This window comes from Variovorax sp. J22P240 (genome assembly GCF_030316855.1).
In the GTDB taxonomy this organism is placed as follows: Bacteria; Pseudomonadota; Gammaproteobacteria; order Burkholderiales; family Burkholderiaceae_C; genus Variovorax.
The window spans coordinates 366,471-393,173 of sequence record NZ_JASZYR010000001.1; the positions used below are offsets into that span (position 1 = coordinate 366,471).

Sequence of the window (26,703 nt, forward strand, 5' to 3'; positions counted from 1 at the left end):
TGTCAGCTTGCAGAAAGCACGGTCTCAATAATTATGAATTCAGTTTCGGCGGCGGCCGGATCTGCAAGACAAGGAGACATGCTCATGAGCCGCTACGCAGAGTTCTATCGCCGGTCCGTCGACGACCCCGAAGGCTTCTGGGCCGAACAGGCCCGGTTGATCGACTGGAAGTCGCCGCCGCAACAGACTCTGGACGCCAGCCGGCCACCTTTCGCGCGCTGGTTCGTGGGTGGTACGACCAACCTCTGCCACAACGCGGTCGATCGCCATCTGGCCCGTCGCGGTGATCAACGCGCCTTGATCTTCGTGTCGACCGAGACCGGCGTCGAGAAGAGCTACAGCTTCAAGGAACTCCATGCCGAAGTGCAGCGCGTCGCTGCCAGCCTGATGGAACTGGGCGTCGGCAAGGGTGACCGCGTCCTGATCTACATGCCGATGGTTCCGGAGGCGGCCTTCGCCATGCTGGCCTGCGCGCGCATCGGGGCCATCCATTGCGTGGTGTTCGGCGGCTTTGCGAGTGGCTCGCTGGCGTCGCGCATCGAGGACGCGACGCCGAAGGTCATCGTGAGCGCCGATGCCGGGTCGCGCGGCAACAAGGTCCTTGCGTACAAGCCCTTGCTCGACGAGGCGATCCGGCTGTCTTCGCACAAGCCCGATGCGGTGCTGCTGTTCGATCGCGGCCTGGCGCCGATGGCGCTGACCGAAGGCCGCGACCATCTTGCGAGTGCGCTGATGGAGAGGCATCGCGATGTCGAGGTGCCCTGCGTCTGGCTCGATGCGACGGATATCAGCTACACCCTCTACACCAGCGGCACCACCGGCAAGCCGAAGGGCGTACAGCGCGACACCGGCGGCTACGCCGTCGCACTCGCCGCGAGCATGCAGCACATCTTCGACGGCCGCGCCGGCGAAAGCTATTTCTCGACCAGCGACATCGGGTGGGTAGTCGGTCACAGCTACATCGTCTATGGCCCGCTGATCGCGGGCATGGCGACCCTTATGTACGAGGGCCTGCCGACCCAAGGTCTCGACCAGCAGCCCGACGGCGGCATCTGGTGGCGCCTGGTCGAGAAGTACAGGGTGACGGTGATGTTCAGTGCGCCCACGGCGGTGCGCGTGCTGAAGAAGCAGGACCCCGCGCTGCTGAAGAAGTACGACCTGTCGAGCCTGCGTGCGCTCTTCCTGGCTGGCGAACCGCTCGACGAGCCGACAGGTCGCTGGATCAGCGAGGGGCTGGGCGTGCCGATCATCGACAACTACTGGCAGACCGAGTCCGGCTGGCCGATCCTCACGGTCGCGAATGGCGTGGAGCGCACACGGAGCAAGTTCGGCAGCCCGGGCATCCCGATGTACGGCTTCAAGGTCAAGATCCTCGATGAGACGACCGGCGACGAACTCACCGGCGCGAACGAGAAAGGCGTCGTCGTCATCGAGGGCCCGACGCCACCGGGCTTCATGCAGACGGTCTGGAGGGACGACGAGCGCTTCGTCAATACCTACTGGAAGGGCGTTCCGGGCAAGCTGGTGTATTCGACCTTCGACTGGGGCATTCGCGACGCGGACGGCTATTTCTACATCCTCGGCCGCACCGACGACGTGATCAATGTGGCCGGCCACCGGCTGGGCACGCGCGAGATCGAGGAGAGCATCTCCGGCCACGCGAACGTAGCCGAAGTCGCCGTGGTCGGCGTCGCCGATGCGCTCAAGGGCCAAGTGGCGATGGCCTTCGTCGTTCCCAAGGACGGCGCGGCTGTCGCAGACGAGAAGATGGCCCTGCACCTTGAAGGGGAAATCATGAAGCGCGTATCAGACGATCTCGGTGCCCTGGCCCGGCCCGCGCGCGTGCGCTTCGTGGCCGCATTGCCCAAGACACGCAGTGGCAAGCTCCTCCGCCGCGCGATCCAGGCCGTGTGCGAGCAACGCGATCCCGGCGACCTGACGACCATCGACGACCCGTCCACCCTCCAGCAAATCAAGAACCTGCTCTGACCGTCCGCCGCCGCCTCAGTCCAGAAATACCGCGGAACCGGCCTTGGCGGACGGCTGGTATTGCCCCCTTGCAAAGGGGGTGGGCGGCCACACGTAGTGGGCAAGCCTGGGGGTTACAATCCGCCGGTACTCAGGCCCTTCCCCAGCCACAGTCGCATCCGCCAATCGGTTCAGCCGTGTCGCGGAAGGTTTCTTAACCAGCTAGTGCTTCCTTCAGGGAAGCGAAGGTCAGCGGAATATGAGCGATTCCTCGTCGACGTCTTCGTCCGTCTACAGCGCCTATCAAGGCAATACCTACCTCTTCGGCGGCAATGCGCCCTATGTCGAAGAGATGTACGAAAACTACCTCTCCAACCCGGGCAGCGTGCCCGACAACTGGCGCTCGTACTTCGACGCGCTTCAGAACGTCCCCGCGACGGACGGAACCAACACCAAGGACGTGCCGCACCTGCCGGTCGTCAATGCCTTCGCCGAGCGCGCCAAGCAGGGCACGACCAAGGTGGTCGTCGCCAGCGGCGCCGATTCCGAACTCGGCCGCAAGCGCACGGCCGTCCAGCAGCTGATTGCTGCCTATCGCAACGTCGGCGCCCGCTGGGCCGACCTCGATCCGCTCAAGCGCACCGAGCGTCCCGCGATTCCCGAACTCGAGCCTTCTTTCTACGGCTTTGCAGATGCCGACCTGGAAACGGTGTTCAACACGAGCAACACCTTTTTCGGCAAGGAAACGATGTCGCTGCGCGATCTGCTCAATGCGCTGCGCGAAACCTACTGCGGCACCATCGGCGTCGAGTACATGTACATGACCGACCAGGCGCAGAAGCGCTGGTGGCAGCAACGGCTCGAAAGCGCCCGCACCAATCCGCAGCTCTCCGCCGAACAGAAGAAGCGCGTGCTCGAGCGTCTGACCGCTGCCGAAGGCCTCGAACGCTTCCTGCACACCAAGTACGTCGGCCAGAAGCGCTTCTCGCTCGAAGGCGGTGAAAGCTTCATCGTCGCGATGGACGAGGTGATCAAGCAGGCCGGCATCAAGGGCGTCCAGGAAATCGTGATCGGCATGGCCCACCGCGGCCGTCTCAACGTGCTGGTGAATTCGCTCGGCAAGATGCCGGCGGACCTCTTCGCGGAGTTCGACCACACGGCACCCGAAGACCTGCCCAGCGGCGACGTCAAGTACCACCAGGGCTTCAGCTCGGACGTGTCGACGCCCGGCGGCCCGGTGCACCTGAGCCTGGCATTCAACCCCTCGCACCTTGAGATCGTGAACCCGGTGGTCGAAGGCTCCGTGCGCGCTCGCATGGACCGTCGCGCCGACCCGCTCGGCAAGCAGGTGCTGCCGGTCATCGTGCACGGCGACGCCGCCTTCGCAGGGCAAGGCGTCGTGATGGAAACGCTGGCGCTGGCCGAAACGCGCGGCTATTCCACCGGCGGAACGGTCCACATCGTGATCAACAACCAGATCGGCTTCACCACCAGCGACCCGCGCGACAGCCGCTCGACGCTGTATTGCACCGACATCGTCAAGATGATCGAAGCGCCGGTGCTGCACGTGAACGGCGACGACCCCGAAGCCGTGGTGCTCGCGACCCAACTCGCCCTCGAATTCCGCATGGAGTTCCAGAAGGACGTGGTGGTCGACATCGTCTGCTTCCGCAAGCTGGGCCACAACGAGCAGGACACGCCGGCGCTGACGCAGCCGCTGATGTACAAGAAGATCGCGCAACACCCCGGTACGCGCAAGCTCTACGCCGACAAGCTCACCGCCCAGGGCATGGGCGCCACGCTCGGCGACGACCTGGTCAAGGCGCAGCGCGCGGCTTTCGACGCCGGCAGGAACACCTCGGACCCGGTCCTGACCAACTTCAAGAGCAAGTACGCGGTGGACTGGCACCCCTTCCTGAATAAGAAGTGGACCGACGCCGGCGACACGGCCATCCCGACCGCCGAATGGAAGCGGCTGGCCGAGCGCATCACCAAGGCACCGGACAACTTCACCGTGCATCCGCTGGTTAAGAAGGTGCTGGACGACCGTGCCGCGATGGGCCGCGGCGACGTCAACGTCGACTGGGGCATGGGCGAGCACATGGCTTTCGCCTCGCTCGTGGCCAGCGGCTACCCGGTGCGTCTGTCGGGTGAGGACAGTGGCCGCGGAACCTTCACGCACCGCCACGCGGTGCTGCACGACCAGAACCGCGAGAAGTTCGACGTAGGCACCTACGTGCCCTTGCAGAACGTCGCTGACAACCAGGCACCGTTCGTCGTGATCGATTCGATCCTGTCGGAAGAAGCCGTGCTCGCCTTCGAATACGGCTACGCCTCCAATGATCCGAACACGCTCGTGATCTGGGAAGCGCAGTTCGGCGACTTCGTCAATGGCGCTCAGGTCGTGATCGACCAGTTCATCGCATCGGGCGAAGTCAAATGGGGCCGCGTCAACGGCATCACGCTGATGCTGCCGCACGGCTACGAAGGCCAGGGCCCCGAGCACAGCTCGGCGCGCCTCGAGCGCTTCATGCAGCTGTCGGCCGACACCAACATACAGGTGGTGCAGCCGACCACGGCCAGCCAGATCTTCCACGTGCTGCGTCGCCAGATGGTGCGCAACCTGCGCAAGCCGCTGGTGATCATGACGCCGAAGTCGCTGCTGCGTAACAAGGACGCGACCTCGCCGCTGTCGGAGTTCACCAAGGGCAGCTTCCAGACGGTCATTCCGGACAACAAGGATCTCAAGGCCGAGAAGGTCAAGCGCATCATCGCCTGCTCCGGCAAGGTCTACTACGACCTGGCGAAGAAGCGCGAGGAAAAGGGAACCGATGACGTCGCGATCATCCGCGTCGAGCAACTCTATCCCTTCCCGCACAAGGCCTTCGGCGCCGAACTGAAGAAGTATCCCAATCTCGTCGACGTGGTGTGGTGCCAGGACGAGCCGCAAAACCAGGGCGCCTGGTTCTTCGTGCAGCACTACATCCACGAGAACATGCAGGAAGGCCAGAAGCTCGGCTACTCCGGCCGTGCCGCCTCGGCATCGCCCGCGGTCGGCTACTCGCACCTGCACCAGGAACAGCAGAAGGCGCTGGTCGACGGCGCGTTCGGCAAGCTCAAAGGCTTCGTGCTGACCAAGTAAGAAGAACTCACATTCACCTCACAAAGAAACACGAAGCGGAATAGAAAATGTCCATCGTTGAAGTCAAAGTCCCCCAGTTGTCCGAGTCCGTGGCCGAAGCCACCATGCTCCAGTGGAAGAAGAAGCCCGGCGAAGCTGTCGCCATCGATGAAATCCTGATCGAGATCGAAACCGACAAGGTCGTGCTGGAAGTACCGGCCCCGGCTGCCGGCGTGCTGGCCGAAATCGTGGCGGGCGACGGCGCGACCGTCGTGGCCGACCAACTCATCGCGAAGATCGACACCGAAGGCAAGGCCGGCGCTGCCGCGCCGGCTGCAGCGCCCGTCGCTGCTCCGGCAGCGGCTCCTGCCGCTGCCGCTGCCGCTTCTGCCACCGGCGGCTCGAAGTCCGACGTGGCCATGCCCGCCGCGGCCAAGCTGCTGGCGGACAACAAGCTGAGCACCGGCGACGTCGCGGGCACTGGCAAGGACGGCCGCGTCACCAAGGGCGACGTGCTCGGTGCCGTCGCTTCGGGCTCGACCGCCAAGGTCGCTGCGCCCGTGCCCATTCCGACCGGCGCGCCGAAGGCTGCCTTGCAGCAAGTCGCTTCGCCGGCCGGCGCACCCGATCTCGGCGAGCGTCCGGAAGAGCGCGTCCCGATGAGCCGCCTGCGCGCGCGCATCGCCGAGCGCCTGCTGCAATCGCAGTCCACCAACGCGATCCTGACCACCTTCAACGAGGTGAACATGGCGCCCGTGATGGAAATGCGCAAGCGCTTCCAGGAGAAGTTCGAGAAGGAGCACGGCGTCAAGATCGGCTTCATGAGCTTCTTCGTGAAGGCCGCGGTGCATGCGCTCAAGAAGTACCCGGTGCTCAACGCTTCGGTGGACGGCAACGACATCGTCTATCACGGTTACTTCGACATCGGCATCGCGGTCGGTTCGCCGCGTGGCCTGGTGGTGCCGATCCTGCGCAATGCCGACCAGATGAGCTTTGCGGACATCGAGAAGAAGATCGCCGAGTACGGCGCCAAGGCGCGCGACGGCAAGCTGGGCATCGAAGAGATGACCGGCGGCACCTTCTCGATCTCCAACGGCGGCGTGTTCGGCTCGATGCTGTCGACGCCGATCATCAACCCGCCGCAGTCGGCCATCCTGGGCGTGCATGCGACCAAGGACCGCGCCGTGGTGGAGAACGGCCAGGTTGTCGTTCGCCCGATGAACTACCTCGCGATGAGCTATGACCACCGCATCATCGACGGCCGCGAAGCCGTCCTGGGCCTCGTCGCCATGAAGGAAGCGCTGGAAGATCCCGCACGCCTCCTCTTCGACATCTGAGGAGCCACGGATGTCTGACAAACAATTCGACGTCATCGTCATCGGTGGCGGCCCCGGCGGCTACGTCGCCGCGATCCGTGCGGCGCAGCTGGGCTTCAACGTGGCCTGCATCGACGAGTGGAAGAACGCAAAGGGCGGACCGGCCTTGGGCGGCACCTGCACCAACATCGGCTGCATTCCCTCGAAGGCGCTGCTGCAATCGTCCGAGCACTACGAGCACGCGGCACACAGCTTTGCCGACCACGGCATCAAGATCGAAGGCCTCGGCCTCGATGTCGAGAAGATGCTGGCGCGCAAGGACACCGTCGTGAAGCAGAACAACGACGGCATCGTCTACTTGTTCAAGAAGAACAAGGTTGCCTTCTTCCACGGCCGCGGCTCGTTCGCGAAGACCGCGGACGGCGGCTATGAGATCAAGGTGGCGGGTGCGGCTGAAGAAAGCATCATCGGCAAGCACATCATCATCTCGACTGGCTCGAACGCGCGCGCCTTGCCGGGCGCTCCGTTCGACGAAGAGAAGATCCTCTCGAACGACGGCGCCTTGCGCATCGGCGGTGTGCCGAAGAAGCTCGCGCTCATCGGCTCAGGCGTGATCGGCCTCGAAATGGGCTCGGTGTGGCGCCGCCTCGGTTCCGAGGTGACTGTGCTCGAAGCCCTGCCGACCTTCCTCGGCGCGGTGGACGAGCAGATCGCCAAGGAAGCGAAGAAGGCCTTTGACAAGCAGGGCCTGAAGATCGAACTCGGCGTCACGGTCGGTGAGGTCAAGTCCGGCAAGAAGGGCGTCAGCATCGCGTACACCGACGCCAAGGGCGGCGCACAGTCGCTCGAGGTCGACAAGCTGATCGTCTCGATCGGCCGCGTGCCCAACACCATCGGCCTGAACGCCGAAGCAGTGGGGCTCCAACTGGACGAGCGTGGCGCGATCGTGGTCGACGACGACTGCAAGACCAGCCTCCCGAACGTGTGGGCCATCGGCGACGTGGTGCGCGGGCCGATGCTCGCGCACAAGGCGGAGGAAGAGGGCGTCGCGGTGGCCGAGCGGATCGCGGGCCAGCACGGGCATGTCAACTTCAACACCATCCCTTGGGTGATCTACACCTCGCCCGAGATCGCGTGGGTCGGCCAGACCGAGCAGCAGCTCAAGGCAAGCGGCCGTGCCTACAAGGCCGGCAGCTTCCCGTTCCTCGCCAACGGGCGCGCCCGTGCGCTGGGCGATACGACCGGCATGGTCAAGTTTGTGGCCGACGCGGTCACCGACGAAATCCTCGGCGTGCACATGGTCGGACCGATGGTCAGCGAGCTGATCTCCGAAGCCGTGGTGGCCATGGAGTTCAAGGCCAGCGCCGAAGACATCGCGCGCATCTGCCACGCGCATCCGTCGCTGTCGGAGGCGACCAAGGAGGCGGCTCTCGCCGTTGACAAGCGCACGTTGAACTTCTGATCCGTGAACGTTCGCCAGGCCTATGACGCGGAGCTGGCTGCGCGGGGGTTCCAGAGCGACCCCGCGCAGCTGCGCGCCGTGGAGTCGCTCGACCGCTGCGCGAGCGAGTGGGCCGATTTCAAGGCCCAGCGTTCCAACGCATTCAAGAAGCTGATCAACCGACCCGACGTCCCTCGCGGGGTGTACATGCATGGCGGCGTCGGGCGCGGCAAGAGCTTCCTGATGGACTGCTTCTACAACGCAGTCCCGCTCCGACGCAAGACGCGTCTGCACTTCCACGAGTTCATGCGCGAAGTGCACCGCGAATTGGCCGATCTTCAGGGCACGGTCAACCCGCTGGATGAGCTCGGGCGGCGCATCGCCAAGCGCTATCGGCTGATCTGCTTCGACGAGTTCCACGTCGCCGACATCACCGACGCGATGATCCTGCATCGACTTCTGGTGGCGCTGTTCGAGAACGGCGTGGGCTTCGTCACCACCTCGAACTTCAAGCCGGACGATCTGTATCCGGGCGGCCTGCACCGGGACCGCATCCTTCCCGCGATCGCGCTCCTGAACGACCGACTCGAAGTCATCAGCGTCGACAATGGCACCGACTACCGCCGCCGCACGCTGGAGCAGGTGCGGCTCTATCTCACGCCCAATGGCGCCGCGGCGGACAAGGAAATGCGCAAGGCCTTCGAGCGGCTGGCCGAAAGCGCGGACGAGAACCCGGTCCTGCACATCGAGTCGCGCGAGATCCACGCGCGGCGCAAAGCCGGGGGCGTGGTCTGGTTCGATTTCAAGACGCTGTGTGGCGGTCCGCGCTCGCAGAACGACTACCTGGAAATCGCAACGCAGTTCCACACCGTGCTGCTGTCCGACGTGCCCTACATGCCCGTTCGCATGGCGTCGGAAGCACGTCGGTTCACATGGCTGGTCGACGTGTTCTACGATCGGCGCGTGAAGCTGATCATGTCCGCCGAAGTGCCGCCCGAGGCGTTGTACACGGAAGGGCCGCTGGCCCACGAGTTTCCGCGAACCGTGTCCCGACTCAACGAGATGCAGTCGACCGAATTCCTCGCGCTCGAACGCCGTGTCGTCGATACCCGACTTACATGATGAAGAATATCGTCCTTGCATTGCTGACTTGCCTGACCTCGCTGCCCCTCTGGGCGCAGTCCGACGCGACGACTGGAAGCACGAACTTCGACGTCGAACGGGCGCGCCTGGCACAGGAGCGGAAGGCCGCTGACGCCCGCTTCGCGACCGAGCAGGCCGCCTGCTACAGGAAGTTCGCGGTCGAGGACTGCCTGCATGAAAGCCGTCGCCGCCGCCGCGTGGCCACTGACGACATCAAGCGTCAGGAAGCGTCGATGAACGACTTCGAGCGCAAGCGCCGCGCAGCCGCGGAACTCGACAAGCTTGAACAGCAGAAGGCGGACCAGCGCGCGCAGGATGCGCAAGCGAAGCGGGACGAAGCGCTGAAGTCGCAGCAGGACCGTGAAAAGCGCGCGGCCGATCACGCAGCAAGCCGTGCGCAAACGGCGTCCGAAGCAGCCCAACGGCAACGCCAGTTCGACGACAAGCAGCGCGCCCATGCCGAAGAACAGGCCAAGGCAGCCCAGCGGCGCGCCGATGCGCCGGCGGCGCGCGCGGAGTACGAACAAAGACTGCAGAAGGCGGAGGAACATCGCGCGGAACTCGGGAAGCGCAACGCCGCGAGAACCAAGCCTCGCTCGGCACCCCTGCCGACGCCTGGAGAGCCGCCTGCGTCTGCGCCGGCACCTGCAGCGCCGGCTCCGGTAGTTCGCTGACGGGATCGTGCCCGGCGCCTCAGTCTGCGGGCAGCGGTTCGAGCTTCAGAACGACGATGGAGATGTTGTCGCCAGTCCCGTGTGCACGCCGCCGCGCTTCGGCGACCAGCAACTCCACGGCAGCGCGCGGCGATTGTTCCGCCAGCAACCCGCCCATCTCCTCGGGCTTGAAGTAGTGCCATAGCCCGTCGCTGCAGGCCATCAGCACGTCGCCCGTTTGCAGGCGGGGGACGAGGTGGATGTCGACCGGCGGAGGACTCGAGTTCATGCCAAGGCAGCCCAGCAGGATGTTGCTCTGCGGGTGCATGTTGGCTTCATCGTCGTTGATCTCGCCGCGGTCCACCAGCACCTGCACGTAGGAGTGATCCTTGGTGCGCTTGACCAGCTTTCCGTCGTGGAAGTGGTAGATGCGCGAGTCGCCGGCATGAATCCAGGCGCAGTCGCCCTCGGGGTTCATGAGGAAGGCGGCCAGTGTGCTGTGCGGCTCCTGCTCGCTGGACACCGCTGTAAGCTTGATCACCGTGTGGGCGTCTTCCAGCAGTTGCCGCAATATGGCCACGCCTTCGTCGCGACCGGGCTTGTAGCGCGAGAAGAGCTGGCGGGCCGTCAGCAGAACCTGATCGGAAGCCTTGCGCCCGCCGCTGCGCCCGCCCATGCCGTCGGCGATCACACCGAGCACGCATCCCGGCGTGCGGGGGTGGGACATGATCAGGACCTGGTCCTGCTGGTAGGGGCGGTCTCCCTTGTGGAGACCGGTCGCGGCGGCGAGTCGAAAGCCTCGGGTCATGTGGGCGCGGATGCGCCGATGGCGCGGTCTTTCATGTTGTCGTGCAGGAGGGACGAAGACGTATTATCGAGTGAACACAAGCTGCGGCTGAAGCGCCGTTGCGTCGAATTCACACTGCCCCCGTTGGACTCCAATCTTCACTCCATTTCACGCCAGCTGATCGAACTCCGGATCCAGCATGCGGACCTCGACGCCACGATCGACCGGCTGGGCGAGGTCGTCCCGGTCGATGAACTGCTTCTTCGACGTTTGAAGAAGCGGCGTCTGGGTCTACGCGACGAGATCGCACGCCTCGAACGCCTGCTCGACCCGCAAGAGCCCGCCTGATGTCCATTGAACAAGAGGTGCGCGAGGCCTTCGCGCAGGATGGCGTGCTCTCCCATGCCGCCGAGCAGTTTCGAGAACGCGAAGGCCAGACGCAGATGGCTCTCGCTGTTGCGCGCACCATCGACCAGGGCGGCGTGCTCGTCGTAGAGGCAGGCACCGGCGTCGGCAAGACCTTTTCGTACCTCGTGCCGGCACTGCTGAGCGGCGAGCGCGTGCTGCTGTCGACTGCGACCAAGACCCTGCAAGACCAGCTCTTCGGCCGCGATCTGCCCCGGCTGGTCGCTGCGCTGGGGTTACCGGTGCGGACCGCCTTGCTCAAGGGGCGGTCCAGCTATGTGTGCCTGCACCGCCTCGATCAGGCGCGCCATGACGCCTCGCTGCCCGAACGCGGCTCGCTGCGCACGCTTGCGAAGATCGAGCAGTGGTCCAAGTCCACGCGCACGGGCGACATGGCCGAGTTGCCGGGGTTGGACGAGCGCTCGCCGCTGATCCCCCTGGTGACATCCACCCGCGAGAACTGCCTCGGCGCGCAATGCCCTCAGTTCAAGCCGTGCCACGTCAATCTCGCGCGTCGCGAGGCGATGGCGGCGGACGTGGTGGTCATCAACCACCACTTGTTCTTCGCCGACCTCGCCGTGCGCGAATCCGGCATGGCGGAGTTGCTGCCGACCGTGCGGGTCGTCGTATTCGACGAGGCACACCAGCTCAATGAAACCGGGGTGCAGTTCCTCGGCGCTCAGCTTGGCAGTGGGCAAGCCCTGGACTTTGCACGCGACCTGCTGGCAGCGGGGCTCCAGCATGCGCGAGGGTTGGTCGACTGGCAGCGACTGGTGGCAGGGGTCGAGCGCGGTGCGCGCGAACTGCGGCTGTCGGTGGGCAAGCAATACTCCGGCGCGAAGCTGCGCTGGGCCGGTGCGTCGCCGGAAGGCGTCGCGCCGGAGGCATGGCAGGACGCGCTCGATGCGCTGCAGCAGGCTTTCGCTGAAGCCGCGAGGGGGCTCGACACCGTGAGCGAACTGTCGCCCGATTTCGGTCGCCTCCATGATCGCGCGCAGCAACTGTCGGACCGTGCGGAGCGCTTCGCTGAGAGCTGTCCCGACGGATCGGTGCGCTGGGTGGACGTCGGAACACAGCTGCGATTGATCGAGTCGCCGCTCGACATCGCCGAAGCGGTGCGAACGCGTGTCCTCAAGTCGGACCCGGACAACGAGGAAGAGCAAGGGCGCGCATGGGTCTTCACCTCGGCCACGCTCGGGGACGATCCCAAGCTGCGCTGGTTCACAGAGCCCTGCGGCCTCGACGATGCCGAGGTGCTGCGCGTCCAGAGCCCGTTCGACTACGCACGCCAGGCGGCGCTCTACGTACCGCGCATGTTTCCCAAGCCGAACGATCCGGCGCACAGCCAACGCGTGGCGCAACTCGCCGCCCGGGGAGCTGGCGTGCTCGGTGGTCGCACGCTGGTCCTCACGACGACGCTGCGCGCGCTGCGGACGATTGGCGATGCCATGCGGCAGGAATTCGAGCATCTGGAGCCCGTTCAGCGGCCGGAAGTGCTGGTGCAGGGTGAACTTCCCAAGCGGGTCCTCATGGACCGCTTTCGTGAAGGGTCTGCCGATGGGCGTTCCGGCTGTGTTCTGGTCGCATCAGCCTCTTTCTGGGAGGGGTTCGATGCTCCCGGCGATGCCCTGCAACTGGTCGTGATCGACAAGCTTCCGTTCCCGCCGCCCAATGACCCGCTCGTCGAGGCACGTTCGCAACGTCTCGAGTCGCAAGGACGCAGCTCCTTCAGCGACTATTCGCTACCCGAAGCCGCCGTAGCGCTCAAGCAGGGCGCCGGACGGTTGATCCGGCGAGAGACCGATATGGGTGTGCTGGTGATCTGCGACACGCGCCTCGTCGCCATGGGCTACGGCCGCCGCCTGCTCGCCGCGCTGCCGCCCATGCGCAGGATCGAAACCGAAATGGAGTTCGATGCCGCCGTCGTCGAATTGGTAGCGGAGAGGAACGCTGAGTAGTCTGCTGGCTCGAGCATGCGGCCACGGGGCCGCCCCAAGGCGAGCCGCGCCGCCCCGTCGGGAGGGTGGCAAATTACACGAAGCGAATGCGAAGTGAAAAGCCGGGGGGCTTTGTGTTCACCAGAGCTTCCACCAAGGATCGTCCTTGGCCCGGAAGCCTCGCGTCAGATATTCGCTCTTTGGATAGTTGGAGGTCAGCACACGCTGGGTGTCGTCACGGAGATCGTTGAGGCCCAGCTTGTCGTAGGACATGTACATGATGTACAGCGCTTCTTCGAGCGCCGGAACTTCGCGGTAGTCTGCCAGGGCCTGCTGCGCGCGGTTGATGGCCGCCAGGTAGGCGCCGCGGTTGTAGTAGTAGCGCGCCACGTGAACTTCATACTGCGCCAACGAGTTGACGATGTAGTTCATCCGTTGGCGCGCGTCTGGCGTGTAGCGCGACTCGGGGAAGCGGGTCACCAGCTCCTTGAACGCCTCGAACGATTCCTTCGCGGCCTTCTGGTCGCGCTCCGACAAGTCTTGGCGCGTCATGAACGCGAACATGCCGAGGTCGTCGTTGAAATTGATCACGCCCTTGAGATAGAGCGCGTAGTCGATCGCCGGACTGGCCGGGTGCAGCTTTATGAAGCGATCGAGCGTCGCGACGGCCGGAACCTTGTCGCCTGCCTTGAATTGGGCATAGGCCTTGTCGAGCTGCGCTTGTTGCGCGAGCGGCGTGCCGGCAGCGCGGCCTTCCAGCTTCTCGTACAACGGCACCGCTTTGTCGTAGGCGCCCGAGTCCACTTCGTCCTTGGCTTCGGAGTAGATCCGGTTGGGGCTCCAGTTCGCGGTCTTGTCGGTCGGGGTCGAGCAGCCAGCCACCAGCCATGCTGCCGCGCAAAGGGCCAGCCAGCCGGAGACAACCGATAATTTGGCGCGAAACATCAGATAAGGCTTTCGTGAAACAGTTGCCCTCAATTATATCGGCCGACCCCTTGGGCAATACCCCGGAGGCGGCCGACCACGACGAGGGTGTGGAGCTGTCCGACGCCAGCGAAATTCGCACTTTCCTGATCGGCGAGGCCCAGCACGGCCAGCGGCTGGATCGGGCACTTGCCGCATTGGTGCCCGAGTTCTCGCGCAGTTACCTCCAGCAACTCATCGATGCTGGCACCGTTGAACTGCAGGGGAGGGTGGTGACCAAGACCTCGGCCACGGTGCATGCCGGCGAAGCCGGGCGCGTCGAGCTTCGCCCGACACCTCAGAGCCAGGCATTCCGGCCCGAGACAATGGCGATCAACGTGCTGCATGAAGACGACCATCTGCGCGTCATCGAAAAGCCTGTGGGGCTTGTGGTGCATCCGGCACCAGGCAACTGGAGTGGAACCTTGTTGAATGGACTACTTGCGCTCGATCCGCGGGCGGCGCTGTTGCCTCGCGCCGGCATCGTGCATCGGCTGGACCGCGACACCAGCGGCCTGATGGTCGTCGCGCGCAGCCGCGCGGCGATGGATGCGCTTGTTGCGCTGATCGCAGCGCGCGAAGTCAAGCGCCAGTACCTCGCGCTCGCCCACCGCACCTGGCAGGGCGCCAACGCGCGACATGTGGACACCGCGATCGGCCGCGATCCGCGCAATCGCCTGCGCATGGCGGTGGTCGACCTGGAGCGCCATTCCGGCAAGCCAGCGCGCACGCTGATCGAGGCGCTCGACACCAACGACCTGGGCTGTGCGGTGCGCTGCACGCTGGAAACGGGGCGGACCCACCAGATTCGCGTGCACATGGCGTCGATCGGCCATCCGCTCGTCGGCGATGCTCTCTACGGAGGCACTAACGCTGCCGGGCTGAACCGTCAGGCGCTGCACGCCTTCAGGCTCGGATTCGTGCATCCCATCACCGGGCAGCCGATGGAGTTCCAGTCGCAGCCGCCGGCGGATCTCGCTCAGGGTTTTTACGAGTGGGGGCTGGATTACAATCGCGCCTGACGGTCCCGAGGGCCGCGCCGGCCATTCGATGCCGGCCTCGCGTTGCATTCGCCGCGTGCCTGCAGCGCCTTCTTTCATCCATCTGAACAAGCGTCCCCGAGACGCCTTTTCCGGGATAACGCGAACCATGAATACGGCGGATGCCAAGCGCATTCTCGAAACCGCGTTGATCTGTTCGACCCAGCCGTTGCCGGTGCGCGAACTGCGCGTGCTGTTCGACGACGAACTGGGCGCGGACACGATCAAGTCGTTGTTGCTCGAATTGCAGGAAGACTGGTCGCAACGCGGCCTTGAGCTCGTGAGCGTGGGTACCGGCTGGCGTTTCCAGAGCCGGCCCGAGCTTCGTGACCATCTCGATCGCCTGCACCCCGAGAAGCCGCCGCGCTACACGCGTGCGGCCCTTGAGACGCTGGCGATCATTGCCTACCGGCAACCAGTCACGCGAGGTGACATGGAAGACATCCGGGGTGTCACCATCAATTCGCTGATCCTCAAGCAACTCGAAGACCGCAACTGGGTCGAAGTCATTGGTCATCGCGAAACCGTCGGCCGGCCGGGCCTGTATGCGACCACGCGACAGTTTCTCGACGACCTGGGCCTCGCTTCGCTGGACCAGTTGCCGGTGATCGAATCGCCATCGCAGCAGGGCGCCTTGATCGAAGCGCTCCATCGTGCGGCCGGCGAAGACCAGCCTACGCTGCCGATCGAAGAAATCGCAGCGCAGCCCGAGGCGGTGCCTGCGGAAACTAACGCAGCGAGTGGCGAAGCCCTCGAGGCCGTCGTGGTCATCGCTGGAACCGCCGACGCCACTGAAGCCGAAGTGGCGATCGATCCTGAAATCGACGCACCCGCTCCGACCGAATCCCCATCCTCCTCTCCCATCGACGCAGATGCAGATGTAGTTGCACCGTCCGATGAGGCCGACGCCACCGCTGTCCCTTCCGGAACCCGACCATGAGCCCCAAAGATCCCGATGACGCAGCCACGCTGCCGGCCGAACCCCTCTCCGAGGAGCGCGCGGCGGATGCGGCGTTGCAGCCTGAAGATGGTGCCACCGCCCCTGTCGCAGAAGGCGCTTCCGAGGCGCCGCGCAAGCGTCGCCCGCGTCGGCGCAAGCCCGACGCCACAGACGTGTCGGCCGAGACCCCGGCCGATGATGCGGTGGAGTCCGTCGGGGCGCCAGCTGTCGAGGAGCGGCCTGCACCGCCTGTGGACGCCGCGCGCGAGGTAGCTGCTTCCGAGGTGGATGAAGGCGACGAGGACGAAGAGCCGGACGAAGAGGAAGACGACCTCGACCGTGCGCGCCGCGCCGCCGAGCGTGAACAGCGCAATGCGCCGCCGCCCGAGCCGATTCGATTTGCCGACGTTATTTCGGGCCAGTTCGACGCCGACGAGGAAAGCCCCGAAGTGCCGCCGCTCAAGCGCGTGCTGCTGCCGGAGGCCGATTCGCCCAAGCTGCACAAGGTGCTGGCGCAAGCTGGCCTGGGCTCGCGCCTCGAGATGGAGCAACTCATCCTCCAGGGCCGGATCTCGGTCAACAACGAGCCCGCCCACATTGGGCAGCGCATCCAGTACGGCGACCAGGTCAAGGTCAACGGCAAGCCGATTCGCTACCGCATCGCACCGCCGCCGGCGCGCGTCATCGCGTACCACAAGCCGGTCGGCGAAGTCGTCACGCACGACGATCCTCAGAACCGCCCAACCGTTTTCCGCAAGCTCCCGCGCCTGCAGCAGGGCAAGTGGCAGTCCGTTGGCCGCCTCGACCTGAACACCGAAGGTCTGTTGCTCTTCACGAGCTCCGGCGAACTGGCCAACCAGTTGATGCACCCCCGTTTCGGGCTGGAGCGCGAGTACGCCGTTCGGGTGCTCGGCGCTCTCAGCAGCGAGGAGAAGCAGCGCCTGCTCGAAGGCGTTCGCCTCGACGACGGGATGGCCCATTTCGGGACCATCGAGGAGGGCGGCGGCGAAGGCTCCAACTGCTGGTACCGCGTCACCATCTCCGAGGGCCGCAACCGCGAGGTGCGCCGACTCTTCGAATCGGTGGGGCATGCGGTCAGCCGGCTGATCCGCATCCGCTACGGCGCCATGGTGCTACCGCGCGGTCTCAAGCGCGGCGCATGGATGGAACTCGACGAGCGTGACATCCGGGCGCTGTTCCAGGCTGCAGGCGGCTCCGGCGAGCGACAGGCTCGGCCGGGCGCAGGGCCGAGAGGCCAGGGCGGCCAGGACGGCGGCGGCGGACGCAACAACCGCAACCGCAAGCGGCGCGGCAACCGCAATGGCGGAGGCGTCGGCCCTCAAGGGGACGATCGCGAAGCGCCAATCCCGAATCCGCTGGCCCACGGTCCGGGCGCGCGGTCCGACCGTGGCATGGGCGGCGGCAAGGGTCCGTCGCAGGGGCGCCGGGGCAATCGCGGCGACCGCCAGGGCCAAGGTCAAGGCCAAGGCCAGCAGGGCCGCAACCGTCAGGGCGACGATCGTCCACCGAGCGGTGCCAACCAGCCGGACCCGATGAAGACATCGCTCGGATATATCGGCGCCGACAGCTTCTCGCGCCAGCGCAAGGAACAACGCCAGGGTCCGCGCCGTGGCGGGCCCGCCGGCGGCAACTTTGGCGGACAAGGCGGCGGTCGCCGCCGAGGTCGCTGAAAATCGGCGCGAACGCCGGTCTTTCGCCCGCTTCCTGCGGGTTGACCCTATCGCGCCGGTTAAAATCAAAGGCTTTGTCAAAGTCCGCAGCTTCACGGTTGCGGTGCCGACAAAACCCATCCAGATTCAAGCTCTCAAGAAAGCACTTCAATGGCCATCGAACGCACCCTCTCCATCATCAAGCCCGACGCAGTGGCAAAGAATGTCATCGGCAAGATCGTCTCCCGCTTCGAGGCTGCCGGCCTCAAGATCGTGGCGGCCAAGCTGGTGCATCTGTCGCGCAACGAAGCCGAACAGTTCTACGCCGTCCACAAGGAGCGCCCCTTCTTCAAGGACCTGGTCGAATTCATGATCTCCGGCCCGGTGTTCGTGCAAGTGCTCGAAGGTGAAGACGCCATCGCCAAGAACCGTGACCTGATGGGCGCCACCGACCCCAAGAAGGCAGCCGCCGGCACCATCCGCGCCGACTTCGCCGACAGCATCGATGCCAACGCAGTGCATGGTTCCGATGCGCCCGAAACCGCGAAGAACGAAGTGGCCTTCTTCTTCGCCGGCCTCAACGTCTACGCACGCTGAGGTTCAGCCCGACTGACGCAATGACCACGGCCAACCTGCTCGACTTCGATCTGGAAGGACTGGCCGCGTTCTGCGAACGGCTGGGCGAAAAGCGTTTTCGCGCGACGCAGCTCTTCCGCTGGATTCACCAGCGGGGAGCGAACGAGTTCGCGCACATGACCGATCTGGCGAAATCGCTGCGCGAGAAGCTCGCGACCACGGCGCGTGTCGAGGCGCTCCCCGTGATCACGCAGCACGAATCCGCCGACGGCACCATCAAGTGGCTGTTCGATGTCGGTGACGGCAACGCGGTCGAGGCCGTGTTCATTCCCGAGGACGATCGCGGCACCCTGTGCGTGTCGTCCCAGGCCGGCTGCGCGGTCGGATGCCGTTTCTGCTCGACCGGGCACCAGGGCTTCAGCCGCAATCTCACGACCGGCGAGATCGTCGCCCAGTTGTGGTTTGCCGAGCATTTCCTGCGCAAGCACCTGAAGCGCGACGAGCGGGTCATCTCCAACGTCGTGATGATGGGCATGGGTGAACCGCTGCAGAACTACTCGGCACTGGTGCCGGCGCTGCGCACCATGCTCGACGACAACGCCTACGGGCTGTCGCGTCGGCGCGTGACGGTGTCGACCTCCGGCGTGGTGCCGATGATCGATCGGCTCGGCGGCGACTGCCCGGTCGCGCTCGCGGTCTCGCTTCACGCGCCGAACGACGCGCTGCGCGACGACCTGGTGCCGCTCAATCGCAAGTACCCCATCGCCGAACTTCTGGAAGCCTGCAAGCGCTACCTCGCGCACGCGCCGCGCGACTTCATCACTTTCGAGTACTGCATGCTGGACGGCGTCAACGACCAGCCGGAGCATGCACGTCAGCTGGTGGACCTGGTTCGCTCGCAGGGGGTCTCCTGCAAATTCAACCTGATCCCCTTCAATCCATTTCCGGCATCCGGCCTGTTGCGTTCGCCGCAACCCCGGGTGTTGTCCTTCGCCAAGGTATTGAGCGAAGCAGGCATCGTCACCACGGTTCGGAAGACGCGTGGCGACGACATCGACGCCGCGTGCGGCCAATTGGCAGGCGACGTCAAGGACCGCACCCATGCGGCCGAGCGCATGGCCCAGCGGCGAACCGTTGTTTTGCACCCGGCCCGCACGAAGGCCGTCACATCCACTCCCGAGGAGCAATGATCCGATGAGCAAGGCCTTTCCGACTGCGCAAACGCTGGTGATGCAGGCGCTCTTTGGCGTTGCGGCCGTGTTCCTGCTGGCCTCCTGCGCCACCAGGGATGGCGTCTTGCCGAGCAATGCTCCCAATGCCGCTGCCATCGTGACCGATTCGGATGAAACGAACGCCCGCAAACGCGCCAAGCTGCGCATCGAATTGGCGATCGGTTACTTCCAGCAAGGGCAGACGACGGTCGCGCTGGACGAAATCAAGCAGGCGCTTGCTGCAGATCCGACCTTTGCGGACGCTTACAACTTGCGCGGCCTCGTCTACATGCGGCTCGACGATGCTCCCGCAGCCGAGGACAGTTTCCGCCGCGCCATTGCATTGAATCCGCGCGAGCCCAATGTTCTTCACAACTACGGCTGGCTCCTGTGCCAGCAGAACCGCTATGCCGACGCGCAGCAGCAGTTCAGTGCCGCGCTCGCAGTGTCCAGCTACGCCGATCGCGCCAAGACGCTCATGACACAAGGGATCTGCCAGCTGAGGGCGGGGCAGCGCGCCGAGGCCGAGCGCAGCCTCACGCAGGCCTACGAGCTCGATGCCGCCAATCCGGTGATCGGCTACAACCTGGCGTCCGTCCTGGCCCAGCGCGAGGAATGGTCGCGTGCGCAGTTCTACATTCGCCGAGTCAACAACAGCCCCTCGGCCAGCGCCGAGACCTTGTGGCTCGGCATCAAGATCGAACGCCAGCTCAACAACCGTGAGGCGATTGCACAGCTGGCTGGCCAGTTGCAACGGCGCTTCCCCCAGTCGCGGGAGGCGATTGCGTACGAGCGCGGGAATTTCAATGATTGAGCGGGCGAGTGAATTCGGGGCTTCCGCAGCGGTGCCTCTGGTCGCCGGTGACAGCACTCACATGACGGCGGGCGACATGCTGCGCGAAGCGCGCGAGGCACACGGGCTGCACATCGACATGGTGGCGGCCGCACTCAAGGTGTCGCCGCAGAAGCTCGCGGCATTGGAAGCCGACGACATCGCGTCCTTGCCGGATCCGGTGTTTGCGCGGGCGCTTGCGGCGAGCGTGTGCAGGGCCCTGCGAATCGATCCGGCGCCGGTGCTGGCCAAGCTGCCGGGTGCCTTGCGCCCGGGTCTCGCAGACGCCGATCAGACGATCAGCCGGAACCTCCGTTCGGCTGCGCCGCGTTCGGGCGCAGGATCCAACTGGCTGCCGCCCTCGCGGCCCCTGTTGATCGTTGTGATGCTGCTGTTGGCTGGCGCTGCCGTCCTGTTCTGGTTGCCGCAATCGATCTTCGACCGTGTCGGCGCATCGATTGCACAACTCACTGCCTCGGAAGCCAGCGACCCCAACGCTTCGACGGCTTCGCCCGCTCCGGCCGGCACCGCGACCGAGGCCGTCGCACCCGCTGCGCAACCCGTGTTGCCGCCGCCCGCGGAAATCGCCCCGGCCGAGCCGGCAGCCGCGGCCTCGGACCCGGCCGCCAGCAACGACTTGATCGTGTTCGTCGCGCGCGAGGAAGCGTGGATCACCGTGACCGAATCGGGCGGCAAGCAATTGCTGCGGCGCACCGTCAAGGCGGGCGAAACGGTCGCGTTGAACGGTACTTTGCCGCTGCAGGTGGTCGTCGGCCGTGCTTCGGGCGTCGACGTGCGCGTGCGCGGCAAGGCCTTCGACCTCGCGCCCGTCACGCGTTCCGGAGGTGTGGCACGCTTCGAGATCAAACCCTGAGGCCCCAGACCCCATGACGGACATCATCGACTCCATCGGCTGCCTCCCGATCGAACCCGCCGCCCCCAAGGCGCGCCGCAGCCGCCAGGCGAGCGTGGTCTGGGGGCCCCGTAGCGTCACAGTGGGAGGCGATGCGCCGGTGCGTGTCCAGTCGATGACGAATACCGACACGGTCGACGCGATCGGCACGGCCATCCAGGTCAAGGAACTGGCACTTGCCGGATCCGAGATGGTGCGCATCACGGTGAACACGCCCGAGGCGGCGGCGCAGGTGCCGTATATCCGCGAACAGCTCGACCGCATGGGCGTCGACGTGCCGCTGATCGGCGACTTCCACTACAACGGTCACCGGCTGCTCACCGACTATCCGGCCTGCGCCGAGGCGCTCAGCAAGTACCGCATCAATCCGGGCAACGTCGGCAAGGGCGACAAGCGCGACCGCCAGTTCGGCCAGATGATCGACGCGGCCATGCGCTGGAACAAGCCGGTGCGCATCGGCGTCAACTGGGGCAGCCTCGACCAGGAATTGCTGGCCAGCCTCATGGACACCAACAGCCGGCGCGCCGAACCCTGGGACGCGAAGCAGGTGATGTACGAGGCGCTCGTGACCTCGGCCATCGATTCCGCGAAGCTCGCCGAGTCGATGGGCATGAATGGCAACCAGATCATTCTGAGTTGCAAGGTCAGCGGCGTGCAGGACCTGATTTCGGTCTACCGCGAACTCGCGAAGCGCTGCGACTACACTCTGCACCTCGGCCTGACCGAGGCTGGCATGGGCACCAAAGGCACGGTGGCGTCGGCCACGGCGCTGTCGATCCTGCTGCAGGAAGGCATCGGCGACACGATCCGTGTCTCGCTCACGCCGCAGCCGGGCGAATCGCGTACCCAGGAGGTGGTGATTGCCAACGAGATCCTGCAGGCGCTGGGCCTGCGAGTGTTCGTGCCGAGCGTCACCGCGTGCCCGGGCTGCGGCCGTACGACCAGTACCACCTTCCAGGAACTCGCCAAACAGATCGACGATTACCTGCGCATGCAAATGCCGGTCTGGCGTACCAAGTTTCCGGGCGTCGAGAACCTGAAGGTCGCCGTGATGGGCTGCATCGTCAATGGCCCGGGCGAGAGCAAGCATGCCGACATCGGCATCAGCCTGCCCGGCACCGGCGAAGCCCCCGCGGCGCCGGTCTTCATCGACGGCGAAAAGGCGCTCACGCTGCGCGGCGACAACATCGCCGGCGAGTTCCACCAGTTGGTCGAAAACTATATTGAAAAGCGCTTTGGCAGCGAGTCCGCTGCACAGGTTGCCTGATCTCATCCATGGCTGAAAAACTCAATGCCGTCAAAGGCATGAACGACATATTGCCGCCCGAATCGGCGCGCTGGGAGTGGCTCGAGGCCACCGTGCGCGAGCTGATGGCGCGATATGCCTACCGCAACATCCGCACCCCGATCCTCGAGCACACGGCGCTGTTCGTGCGCGGCATCGGCGAGGTGACGGACATCGTCGAAAAAGAGATGTACTCGTTCGAGGACAAGCTCAACGGCGAGGCACTGACACTGCGGCCCGAGAACACCGCGAGCGTGGTGCGCGCGGTCACCGAGCATTCGCTGCTGTACGACGGTGGCAAGCGGCTTTGGTACATGGGGCCGATGTTCCGTCACGAGCGTCCGCAGCGCGGCCGCTACCGGCAGTTCCACCAGATCGGTGCCGAGGCCCTGGGCTTTGCCGGCCCGGACGTCGATGCCGAACTGATCCTGCTGGCGAACGCACTCTGGAAGGCACTGGGCCTGACCGACGTGCGCCTCGAACTCAACAGCCTGGGCCAGCCTGCCGAGCGGGCGCTGCACCGGGCCCAGTTGATCGCCCACTTCGAGAAGCACGCCGACCAGCTCGACGAAGACGCCAAGCGCCGCCTGCACACCAACCCGCTGCGCATCCTGGACACCAAGAATCCGGCGATGAAGGACATCGTCGAATCGGCGCCGAAGCTGATCGACTTCCTTGGCGAGGAATCGCTGGCGCACTTCGATGGGCTGCGCGCCATCCTCGACGCCAACGGCATCGGCTACACCATCAACCCGCGCCTGGTGCGCGGCCTCGACTACTACAACCTCTCGGTCTTCGAGTTCGTGACCGACCGCCTCGGCGCCCAGGGCACGGTTTGCGCGGGCGGCCGCTACGACGACTTGATCGTGCAGATCGGCGGCAAGGCCGCTCCGGCTGTCGGCTGGGCGCTCGGTGTCGAGCGTGTGCTCGAACTCGTGAAAGAGCAGGGCACACCGGTCCCGATGCCGGTGCCCGACGTCTATGCCGTGGTGCCTGACACTGCCGCGATGCCCGTCGCTCTGCGCACGTTGCAGCAGTTGCGCGATGCCGGCGTGCGGGCGCAGATGCATGCCTCCACCGCCGATGGACTGGGTAGCTTCAAGTCGCAGTTCAAGAAGGCCGACGCCAGCGGAGCAGCCTACGCACTGATCTTCGGTGCCGATGAGCTCTTGCGCGGTGAGGTCACCGTCAAGGCGTTGCGGGACGGCAGTGGTGCGCAAAGTACCCGGCCGCTCGCCGATGTGCCCACCTGGGCCGCCACCCTACAATCCTTGGCTCCCAACAACTGACAGCGCATGGCCACCCATCTCGACCTCGAAGAACAGGAACAGCTCGACCAGCTCAAGCATTTCTGGAACACCTATGGCACCCTGATCACTTGGGTCGTGCTGCTTGCAGCGGGCGCCTTCGTGGCGTGGAACGGCTGGCAGTATTTCCAGCGCACCAAGGCCGTGCAAGCATCTGCGCTCTATGACGAAGTCGAGCGCAGTGCACAGGCCGGTGACACAGCCCGCACCGAACGCGCTCTCGCCGACATGAAGGACAAGTTCGCCGGCACCGCCTATGCGCAGCAGGCCGGTCTGCTGGCCGCGAAGACCTTGTACGAGAAAGGCAACTTGGATGGCTCGCGCGCCGCGCTAGCCTGGGTGGCGGAGCATGCGGTTGATCCCGGCTACCAAGCCGTCGCCAAGCTGCGCCTCGCGGCCGAGTTGCTCGAAGCCAAGTCGTATGACGAGGCGCTCAAGCAGCTCTCGGGCGATGTACCCAAGGAATTCGAAGCGCTGGTCGCGGACCGCAAGGGCGACATCTATCTTGCTCAGGGCAAGCGTGACGAGGCGAAAGCCGAATACCAGAAGGCCTGGGCCGCTTTCGAGCCGCGCACGGACTATCGCCGTCTCGTCGAGATCAAGCTCAATGCCGTTGGCGTCGACCCGAAGAGCCTGGCTGCTGCCGGCTCTGCTTCCCCAGCCAAGACCAAGCCATGAATTTCAAGCGTTACCTGCCTTCTGCGCCCGTTCTGCGCTCAGGCGCTGCAGTGGTATTGATTGCCGCGCTGGCCGCCTGTTCCGGTACATCGAGGCCCAAGCCCGCCGAACTTCCCGCCAATCCGGCACTGATGGGCGTGCGCCAAGCCTGGAGCGTGCGCATTCCGGCGGTGGAATTCCCCCTGTCGACGAATGTCAGCGGTGACCTCGTCGCGGTCGCGAGCAGCGACGGCACGGTGGCCGTGATCGACGCGCGCGCCGGTCAGGAAGTGTGGCGCGCCAAGGTCGGTGAGCCCCTGGCAGCCGGTGTGGGCAGCGACGGATCGATGGTCGCCGTCGTGACGGCCAACAGCGAGCTCGTCGCCCTGCAAGGCGGTAAGGTGCTGTGGAAGCAGCGCCTGACGGCCCAGGCCTATACGCCGCCGCTGGTGGCTGGCCGCCGCATCTTCGTCCAGGCCGCGGATCGCACGACCAGCGGCTGGGATGGGCAGAGCGGCCGCCGCCTCTGGTCGCAGCAGCGCCCGGCAGAGAATTTGGTCTTGAAGAAGCCCGGCGTGCTCCTCGCCGTCGGCGACACGCTGGTGACCGGAGTGGGCGGCCGGCTGGTCGGCATCAATCCAGCGAACGGCACCTCGCGGTGGGAGTCGTCGATTGCCGCACCACGCGGCACCAACGACGTTGAGCGCCTCGTAGATCTGACAGGCTCCGTGAGCCGCATCGGCGACGTCGTCTGCGTGCGCGCCTACTACGCCAACGTGGGCTGTGTCGACGCCTCGCGCGGCGCGCTCCTCTGGACCAAGCCGGCCGTGAGCGCCGAAGGCCTGGGGGGCGACGACCGCTATGTCTTCGGCACCGAGGAGAACGGCACCGTCATCGCTTGGCGCCGCTCCGACGGCGAGCGCGCCTGGCAGCAGGCCGACCTGCTCAAGTACCGCATGCTGACCGCTCCGCTCGCGGTCGGCCGCTCGCTGATCATCGGCGACAGCACCGGCCTGGTGCATGTGCTCTCTCGCGAGGACGGTTCGCAACAGACTCGCCTTACGCCCGATGGATCAGCCATCGCTGCAACGCCGGTTCTGGCGGGCAATACGGTCGTGGTCGTCACCCGCAATGGCGGTGTGTTCGGCTTCCGGCCTGAGTAATCACGTGAAAGGACGCCTTCAATGAAGCCGGTCATTGCACTGGTCGGGCGTCCCAACGTCGGCAAGTCGACCCTGTTCAATCGCCTGACGCAGACGCGCGACGCCATCGTCGCCGACTTTGCAGGCCTGACGCGCGACCGTCACTACGGCAATGGCCGGCAGGGCAAGCGCGAATTCATCGTGATCGACACCGGCGGCTTCGAGCCTGACGCGGGCAGCGGCATTTTCAAGGAGATGGCCAAACAGACGCGGCAGGCGGTGGCGGAAGCCGACGTGGTCATCTTCGTGGTGGATGCGCGCGAAGGGCTGTCGGCCCAGGATCACGACATCGCGAACGAACTCCGCCGGCTAGGGAAGCCCTGCGTGCTCGTGGCCAACAAGGCCGAAGGCATGCACGACGGCACCAAGCTGGTCGACTTCTACGAACTGGGCTTCGGCGAGGTGTATGGCATCTCCGCGGCGCACGGGCAGGGGATTCGCGACCTGGTCGAACTCGCGCTCGGGCCACTCGACCTCCCCGAAGAGGACGAGGCCGAGGAAGAAGAGGCCAACAAGGCGATCAAGCTGGCTGTCGCCGGCCGTCCCAACGTCGGTAAGTCCACGCTGATCAACACCTGGCTCGGCGAAGAGCGGCTGGTTGCCTTCGACATGCCCGGCACCACGCGCGACGCCATCATGGTGCCGTTCGAGCGCAACGGGCAGCGTTTCGAGTTGATCGATACAGCGGGGCTGCGCCGCAAGGGCAAGGTGTTCGAGGCGATCGAGAAGTTCTCGGTGGTCAAGACACTGCAGGCCATCGAGTCCGCGAACGTGGTCCTGCTGCTGCTCGACGCGACGCAGGGCGTGACCGACCAGGATGCCCATATCGCAGGCTATATCCTGGAGAGCGGCCGCGCGGTCGTGATCGCCATCAACAAATGGGATGCGGTGGACAGCTACCAGCGGGAGCAGATCCAGCGCCAGATCGAGACACGCCTGCCGTTCCTGAAGTTCGCTGCGCTGCATTTCATTTCGGCCGTCAAGCGGCAGGGGCTCGGCCCGGTCTGGCAGGCCATCGTGCAGGCCCACAAGTCCGCGACGCGCAAGATGTCTACGCCGGTGCTGACGCGCCTGTTGCTGGAAGCGGTTCAATTCCAGGCGCCGAAGCGCTCGGGCATGTTCCGGCCGAAGATGCGTTATGCGCACCAGGGTGGTATGAACCCGCCAGTGATCGTTATTCACGGCAATTCGCTGGAGCACGTCACGGACGCCTACAAGCGCTTCCTGGAAGGCCGGTTTCGCAAGGAATTCGATCTGGTCGGCACGCCCTTGCGCATCGAACTCAAGACTTCGCGCAATCCGTACGCCGACAAGGACGAGTGAACGGCATTCTTGC

The 26,703-nt window shown here is 65.3% G+C and carries 22 protein-coding genes; 20 read left to right on the forward strand and 2 right to left on the reverse strand.

The window, feature by feature from the left end; translation table 11 throughout:
• Positions 1–33 precede the first annotated feature (33 nt).
• The 6 genes from QTI24_RS01880 to QTI24_RS01905 all read left to right on the forward strand — a co-directional run bounded on the left by QTI24_RS01880 (position 34) and on the right by QTI24_RS01905 (position 9,663).
• Positions 34–1,989, forward strand: coding sequence for a propionate--CoA ligase (locus tag QTI24_RS01880; protein WP_286597955.1), 1,956 nt, complete (start codon positions 34–36; stop codon positions 1,987–1,989).
• A gap of 238 nt (positions 1,990–2,227) precedes the next feature.
• Positions 2,228–5,110, forward strand: coding sequence for a 2-oxoglutarate dehydrogenase E1 component (locus QTI24_RS01885; protein ID WP_286597957.1), 2,883 nt, complete (start codon positions 2,228–2,230; stop codon positions 5,108–5,110).
• Between the two features lie 47 nt (positions 5,111–5,157).
• The gene (gene odhB / locus QTI24_RS01890; protein WP_286597958.1) at positions 5,158–6,426 is read left to right on the forward strand and encodes a 2-oxoglutarate dehydrogenase complex dihydrolipoyllysine-residue succinyltransferase; all 1,269 of its coding nucleotides are present in this window, start codon (positions 5,158–5,160) and stop codon (positions 6,424–6,426) included.
• Positions 6,427–6,436: 10 nt separating this feature from the next.
• On the forward strand, positions 6,437–7,867 hold the full coding sequence (gene lpdA / locus QTI24_RS01895; protein ID WP_286597959.1) for a dihydrolipoyl dehydrogenase: 1,431 nt from the start codon (positions 6,437–6,439) through the stop codon (positions 7,865–7,867).
• Positions 7,868–7,870: 3 nt separating this feature from the next.
• Positions 7,871–8,968: a cell division protein ZapE gene (gene zapE, locus QTI24_RS01900; RefSeq protein WP_286597960.1), complete on the forward strand. Its 1,098-nt coding sequence runs from the start codon at positions 7,871–7,873 to the stop codon at positions 8,966–8,968.
• Positions 8,968–9,663, forward strand: a complete 696-nt coding sequence (locus QTI24_RS01905; protein WP_286597961.1) for a hypothetical protein — start codon at positions 8,968–8,970, stop codon at positions 9,661–9,663. Before zapE ends, QTI24_RS01905 begins: the two co-directional genes overlap by 1 nt.
• 19 nt (positions 9,664–9,682) lie before the next feature.
• Here the strand turns inward: QTI24_RS01905 and QTI24_RS01910 are convergent, their stop codons facing one another.
• Positions 9,683–10,450 carry a PP2C family protein-serine/threonine phosphatase gene (locus tag QTI24_RS01910; protein WP_286597962.1) on the reverse strand — a complete coding sequence of 256 codons (768 nt, stop codon included), beginning with the start codon at positions 10,448–10,450 and terminating at the stop codon, positions 9,683–9,685.
• A 123-nt stretch (positions 10,451–10,573) separates the two neighbouring features.
• On the opposite strand from QTI24_RS01910, the gene QTI24_RS01915 reads away from it, so the two are divergent.
• Positions 10,574–10,777, forward strand: a complete 204-nt coding sequence (locus QTI24_RS01915; RefSeq protein WP_286597963.1) for a DUF465 domain-containing protein — start codon at positions 10,574–10,576, stop codon at positions 10,775–10,777.
• Positions 10,777–12,792 carry a DNA repair helicase YoaA gene (gene yoaA / locus QTI24_RS01920; RefSeq protein WP_286597964.1) on the forward strand — a complete coding sequence of 672 codons (2,016 nt, stop codon included), beginning with the start codon at positions 10,777–10,779 and terminating at the stop codon, positions 12,790–12,792. The genes QTI24_RS01915 and yoaA overlap by 1 nt, the downstream gene beginning before the upstream one ends.
• A gap of 117 nt (positions 12,793–12,909) precedes the next feature.
• Here the strand turns inward: yoaA and QTI24_RS01925 are convergent, their stop codons facing one another.
• A complete protein-coding gene (locus tag QTI24_RS01925; protein ID WP_286597966.1) occupies positions 12,910–13,716 on the reverse strand; it encodes an outer membrane protein assembly factor BamD in 807 nt (268 codons plus the stop codon).
• Between QTI24_RS01925 and QTI24_RS01930 the strand changes: the two genes are divergently transcribed.
• From QTI24_RS01930 to der, 12 genes are all read left to right on the forward strand, one after another.
• On the forward strand, positions 13,659–14,756 hold the full coding sequence (locus QTI24_RS01930) for an RluA family pseudouridine synthase (protein WP_286597967.1): 1,098 nt from the start codon (positions 13,659–13,661) through the stop codon (positions 14,754–14,756). The genes QTI24_RS01925 and QTI24_RS01930 overlap by 58 nt on opposite strands.
• 127 nt (positions 14,757–14,883) lie before the next feature.
• A complete protein-coding gene (gene scpB, locus QTI24_RS01935; RefSeq protein WP_286597968.1) occupies positions 14,884–15,714 on the forward strand; it encodes an SMC-Scp complex subunit ScpB in 831 nt (276 codons plus the stop codon).
• Positions 15,711–17,405: a pseudouridine synthase gene (locus QTI24_RS01940; RefSeq protein ID WP_286597969.1), complete on the forward strand. Its 1,695-nt coding sequence runs from the start codon at positions 15,711–15,713 to the stop codon at positions 17,403–17,405. Before scpB ends, QTI24_RS01940 begins: the two co-directional genes overlap by 4 nt.
• Before the next feature lie 150 nt (positions 17,406–17,555).
• The gene (gene ndk / locus QTI24_RS01945; protein WP_286597970.1) at positions 17,556–17,981 is read left to right on the forward strand and encodes a nucleoside-diphosphate kinase; all 426 of its coding nucleotides are present in this window, start codon (positions 17,556–17,558) and stop codon (positions 17,979–17,981) included.
• A gap of 20 nt (positions 17,982–18,001) precedes the next feature.
• Entirely contained in the window at positions 18,002–19,150 is a 1,149-nt protein-coding gene (gene rlmN / locus QTI24_RS01950; RefSeq protein ID WP_286597972.1) for a dual-specificity RNA methyltransferase RlmN, read from the forward strand.
• Between the two features lie 4 nt (positions 19,151–19,154).
• On the forward strand, positions 19,155–19,985 hold the full coding sequence (pilW, locus tag QTI24_RS01955; RefSeq protein WP_286597973.1) for a type IV pilus biogenesis/stability protein PilW: 831 nt from the start codon (positions 19,155–19,157) through the stop codon (positions 19,983–19,985).
• The gene (locus QTI24_RS01960) at positions 19,978–20,877 is read left to right on the forward strand and encodes a helix-turn-helix domain-containing protein (RefSeq protein WP_286597974.1); all 900 of its coding nucleotides are present in this window, start codon (positions 19,978–19,980) and stop codon (positions 20,875–20,877) included. The genes pilW and QTI24_RS01960 overlap by 8 nt, the downstream gene beginning before the upstream one ends.
• A gap of 13 nt (positions 20,878–20,890) precedes the next feature.
• A complete protein-coding gene (ispG, locus tag QTI24_RS01965; protein ID WP_286597975.1) occupies positions 20,891–22,183 on the forward strand; it encodes a flavodoxin-dependent (E)-4-hydroxy-3-methylbut-2-enyl-diphosphate synthase in 1,293 nt (430 codons plus the stop codon).
• An 8-nt stretch (positions 22,184–22,191) separates the two neighbouring features.
• A complete protein-coding gene (hisS, locus tag QTI24_RS01970) occupies positions 22,192–23,490 on the forward strand; it encodes a histidine--tRNA ligase (protein WP_286597976.1) in 1,299 nt (432 codons plus the stop codon).
• A 6-nt stretch (positions 23,491–23,496) separates the two neighbouring features.
• Positions 23,497–24,186: a YfgM family protein gene (locus tag QTI24_RS01975; protein ID WP_286597977.1), complete on the forward strand. Its 690-nt coding sequence runs from the start codon at positions 23,497–23,499 to the stop codon at positions 24,184–24,186.
• Entirely contained in the window at positions 24,183–25,328 is a 1,146-nt protein-coding gene (gene bamB, locus QTI24_RS01980; protein ID WP_286597979.1) for an outer membrane protein assembly factor BamB, read from the forward strand. The genes QTI24_RS01975 and bamB overlap by 4 nt, the downstream gene beginning before the upstream one ends.
• 21 nt (positions 25,329–25,349) lie before the next feature.
• Positions 25,350–26,690, forward strand: coding sequence for a ribosome biogenesis GTPase Der (gene der, locus QTI24_RS01985; protein ID WP_286597980.1), 1,341 nt, complete (start codon positions 25,350–25,352; stop codon positions 26,688–26,690).
• Positions 26,691–26,703 lie beyond the last annotated feature (13 nt).

Coding starts and splice junctions, on each gene's coding strand:
- QTI24_RS01880 (WP_286597955.1), top strand. CDS start 34: ATGAATTCAGTTTCGGCGGCGGCCGGATCTGCAAGACAAGGAGACATG.
- QTI24_RS01885 (WP_286597957.1), top strand. CDS start 2,228: ATGAGCGATTCCTCGTCGACGTCTTCGTCCGTCTACAGCGCCTATCAA.
- odhB (WP_286597958.1), top strand. CDS start 5,158: ATGTCCATCGTTGAAGTCAAAGTCCCCCAGTTGTCCGAGTCCGTGGCC.
- lpdA (WP_286597959.1), top strand. CDS start 6,437: ATGTCTGACAAACAATTCGACGTCATCGTCATCGGTGGCGGCCCCGGC.
- QTI24_RS01905 (WP_286597961.1), top strand. CDS start 8,968: ATGAAGAATATCGTCCTTGCATTGCTGACTTGCCTGACCTCGCTGCCC.
- QTI24_RS01910 (WP_286597962.1), bottom strand. CDS start 10,450: ATGACCCGAGGCTTTCGACTCGCCGCCGCGACCGGTCTCCACAAGGGA.
- yoaA (WP_286597964.1), top strand. CDS start 10,777: ATGTCCATTGAACAAGAGGTGCGCGAGGCCTTCGCGCAGGATGGCGTG.
- QTI24_RS01930 (WP_286597967.1), top strand. CDS start 13,659: ATGCTGCCGCGCAAAGGGCCAGCCAGCCGGAGACAACCGATAATTTGG.
- QTI24_RS01925 (WP_286597966.1), bottom strand. CDS start 13,716: ATGTTTCGCGCCAAATTATCGGTTGTCTCCGGCTGGCTGGCCCTTTGC.
- scpB (WP_286597968.1), top strand. CDS start 14,884: ATGAATACGGCGGATGCCAAGCGCATTCTCGAAACCGCGTTGATCTGT.
- QTI24_RS01940 (WP_286597969.1), top strand. CDS start 15,711: ATGAGCCCCAAAGATCCCGATGACGCAGCCACGCTGCCGGCCGAACCC.
- ndk (WP_286597970.1), top strand. CDS start 17,556: ATGGCCATCGAACGCACCCTCTCCATCATCAAGCCCGACGCAGTGGCA.
- rlmN (WP_286597972.1), top strand. CDS start 18,002: ATGACCACGGCCAACCTGCTCGACTTCGATCTGGAAGGACTGGCCGCG.
- pilW (WP_286597973.1), top strand. CDS start 19,155: ATGAGCAAGGCCTTTCCGACTGCGCAAACGCTGGTGATGCAGGCGCTC.
- QTI24_RS01960 (WP_286597974.1), top strand. CDS start 19,978: ATGATTGAGCGGGCGAGTGAATTCGGGGCTTCCGCAGCGGTGCCTCTG.
- ispG (WP_286597975.1), top strand. CDS start 20,891: ATGACGGACATCATCGACTCCATCGGCTGCCTCCCGATCGAACCCGCC.
- hisS (WP_286597976.1), top strand. CDS start 22,192: ATGGCTGAAAAACTCAATGCCGTCAAAGGCATGAACGACATATTGCCG.
- QTI24_RS01975 (WP_286597977.1), top strand. CDS start 23,497: ATGGCCACCCATCTCGACCTCGAAGAACAGGAACAGCTCGACCAGCTC.
- bamB (WP_286597979.1), top strand. CDS start 24,183: ATGAATTTCAAGCGTTACCTGCCTTCTGCGCCCGTTCTGCGCTCAGGC.
- der (WP_286597980.1), top strand. CDS start 25,350: ATGAAGCCGGTCATTGCACTGGTCGGGCGTCCCAACGTCGGCAAGTCG.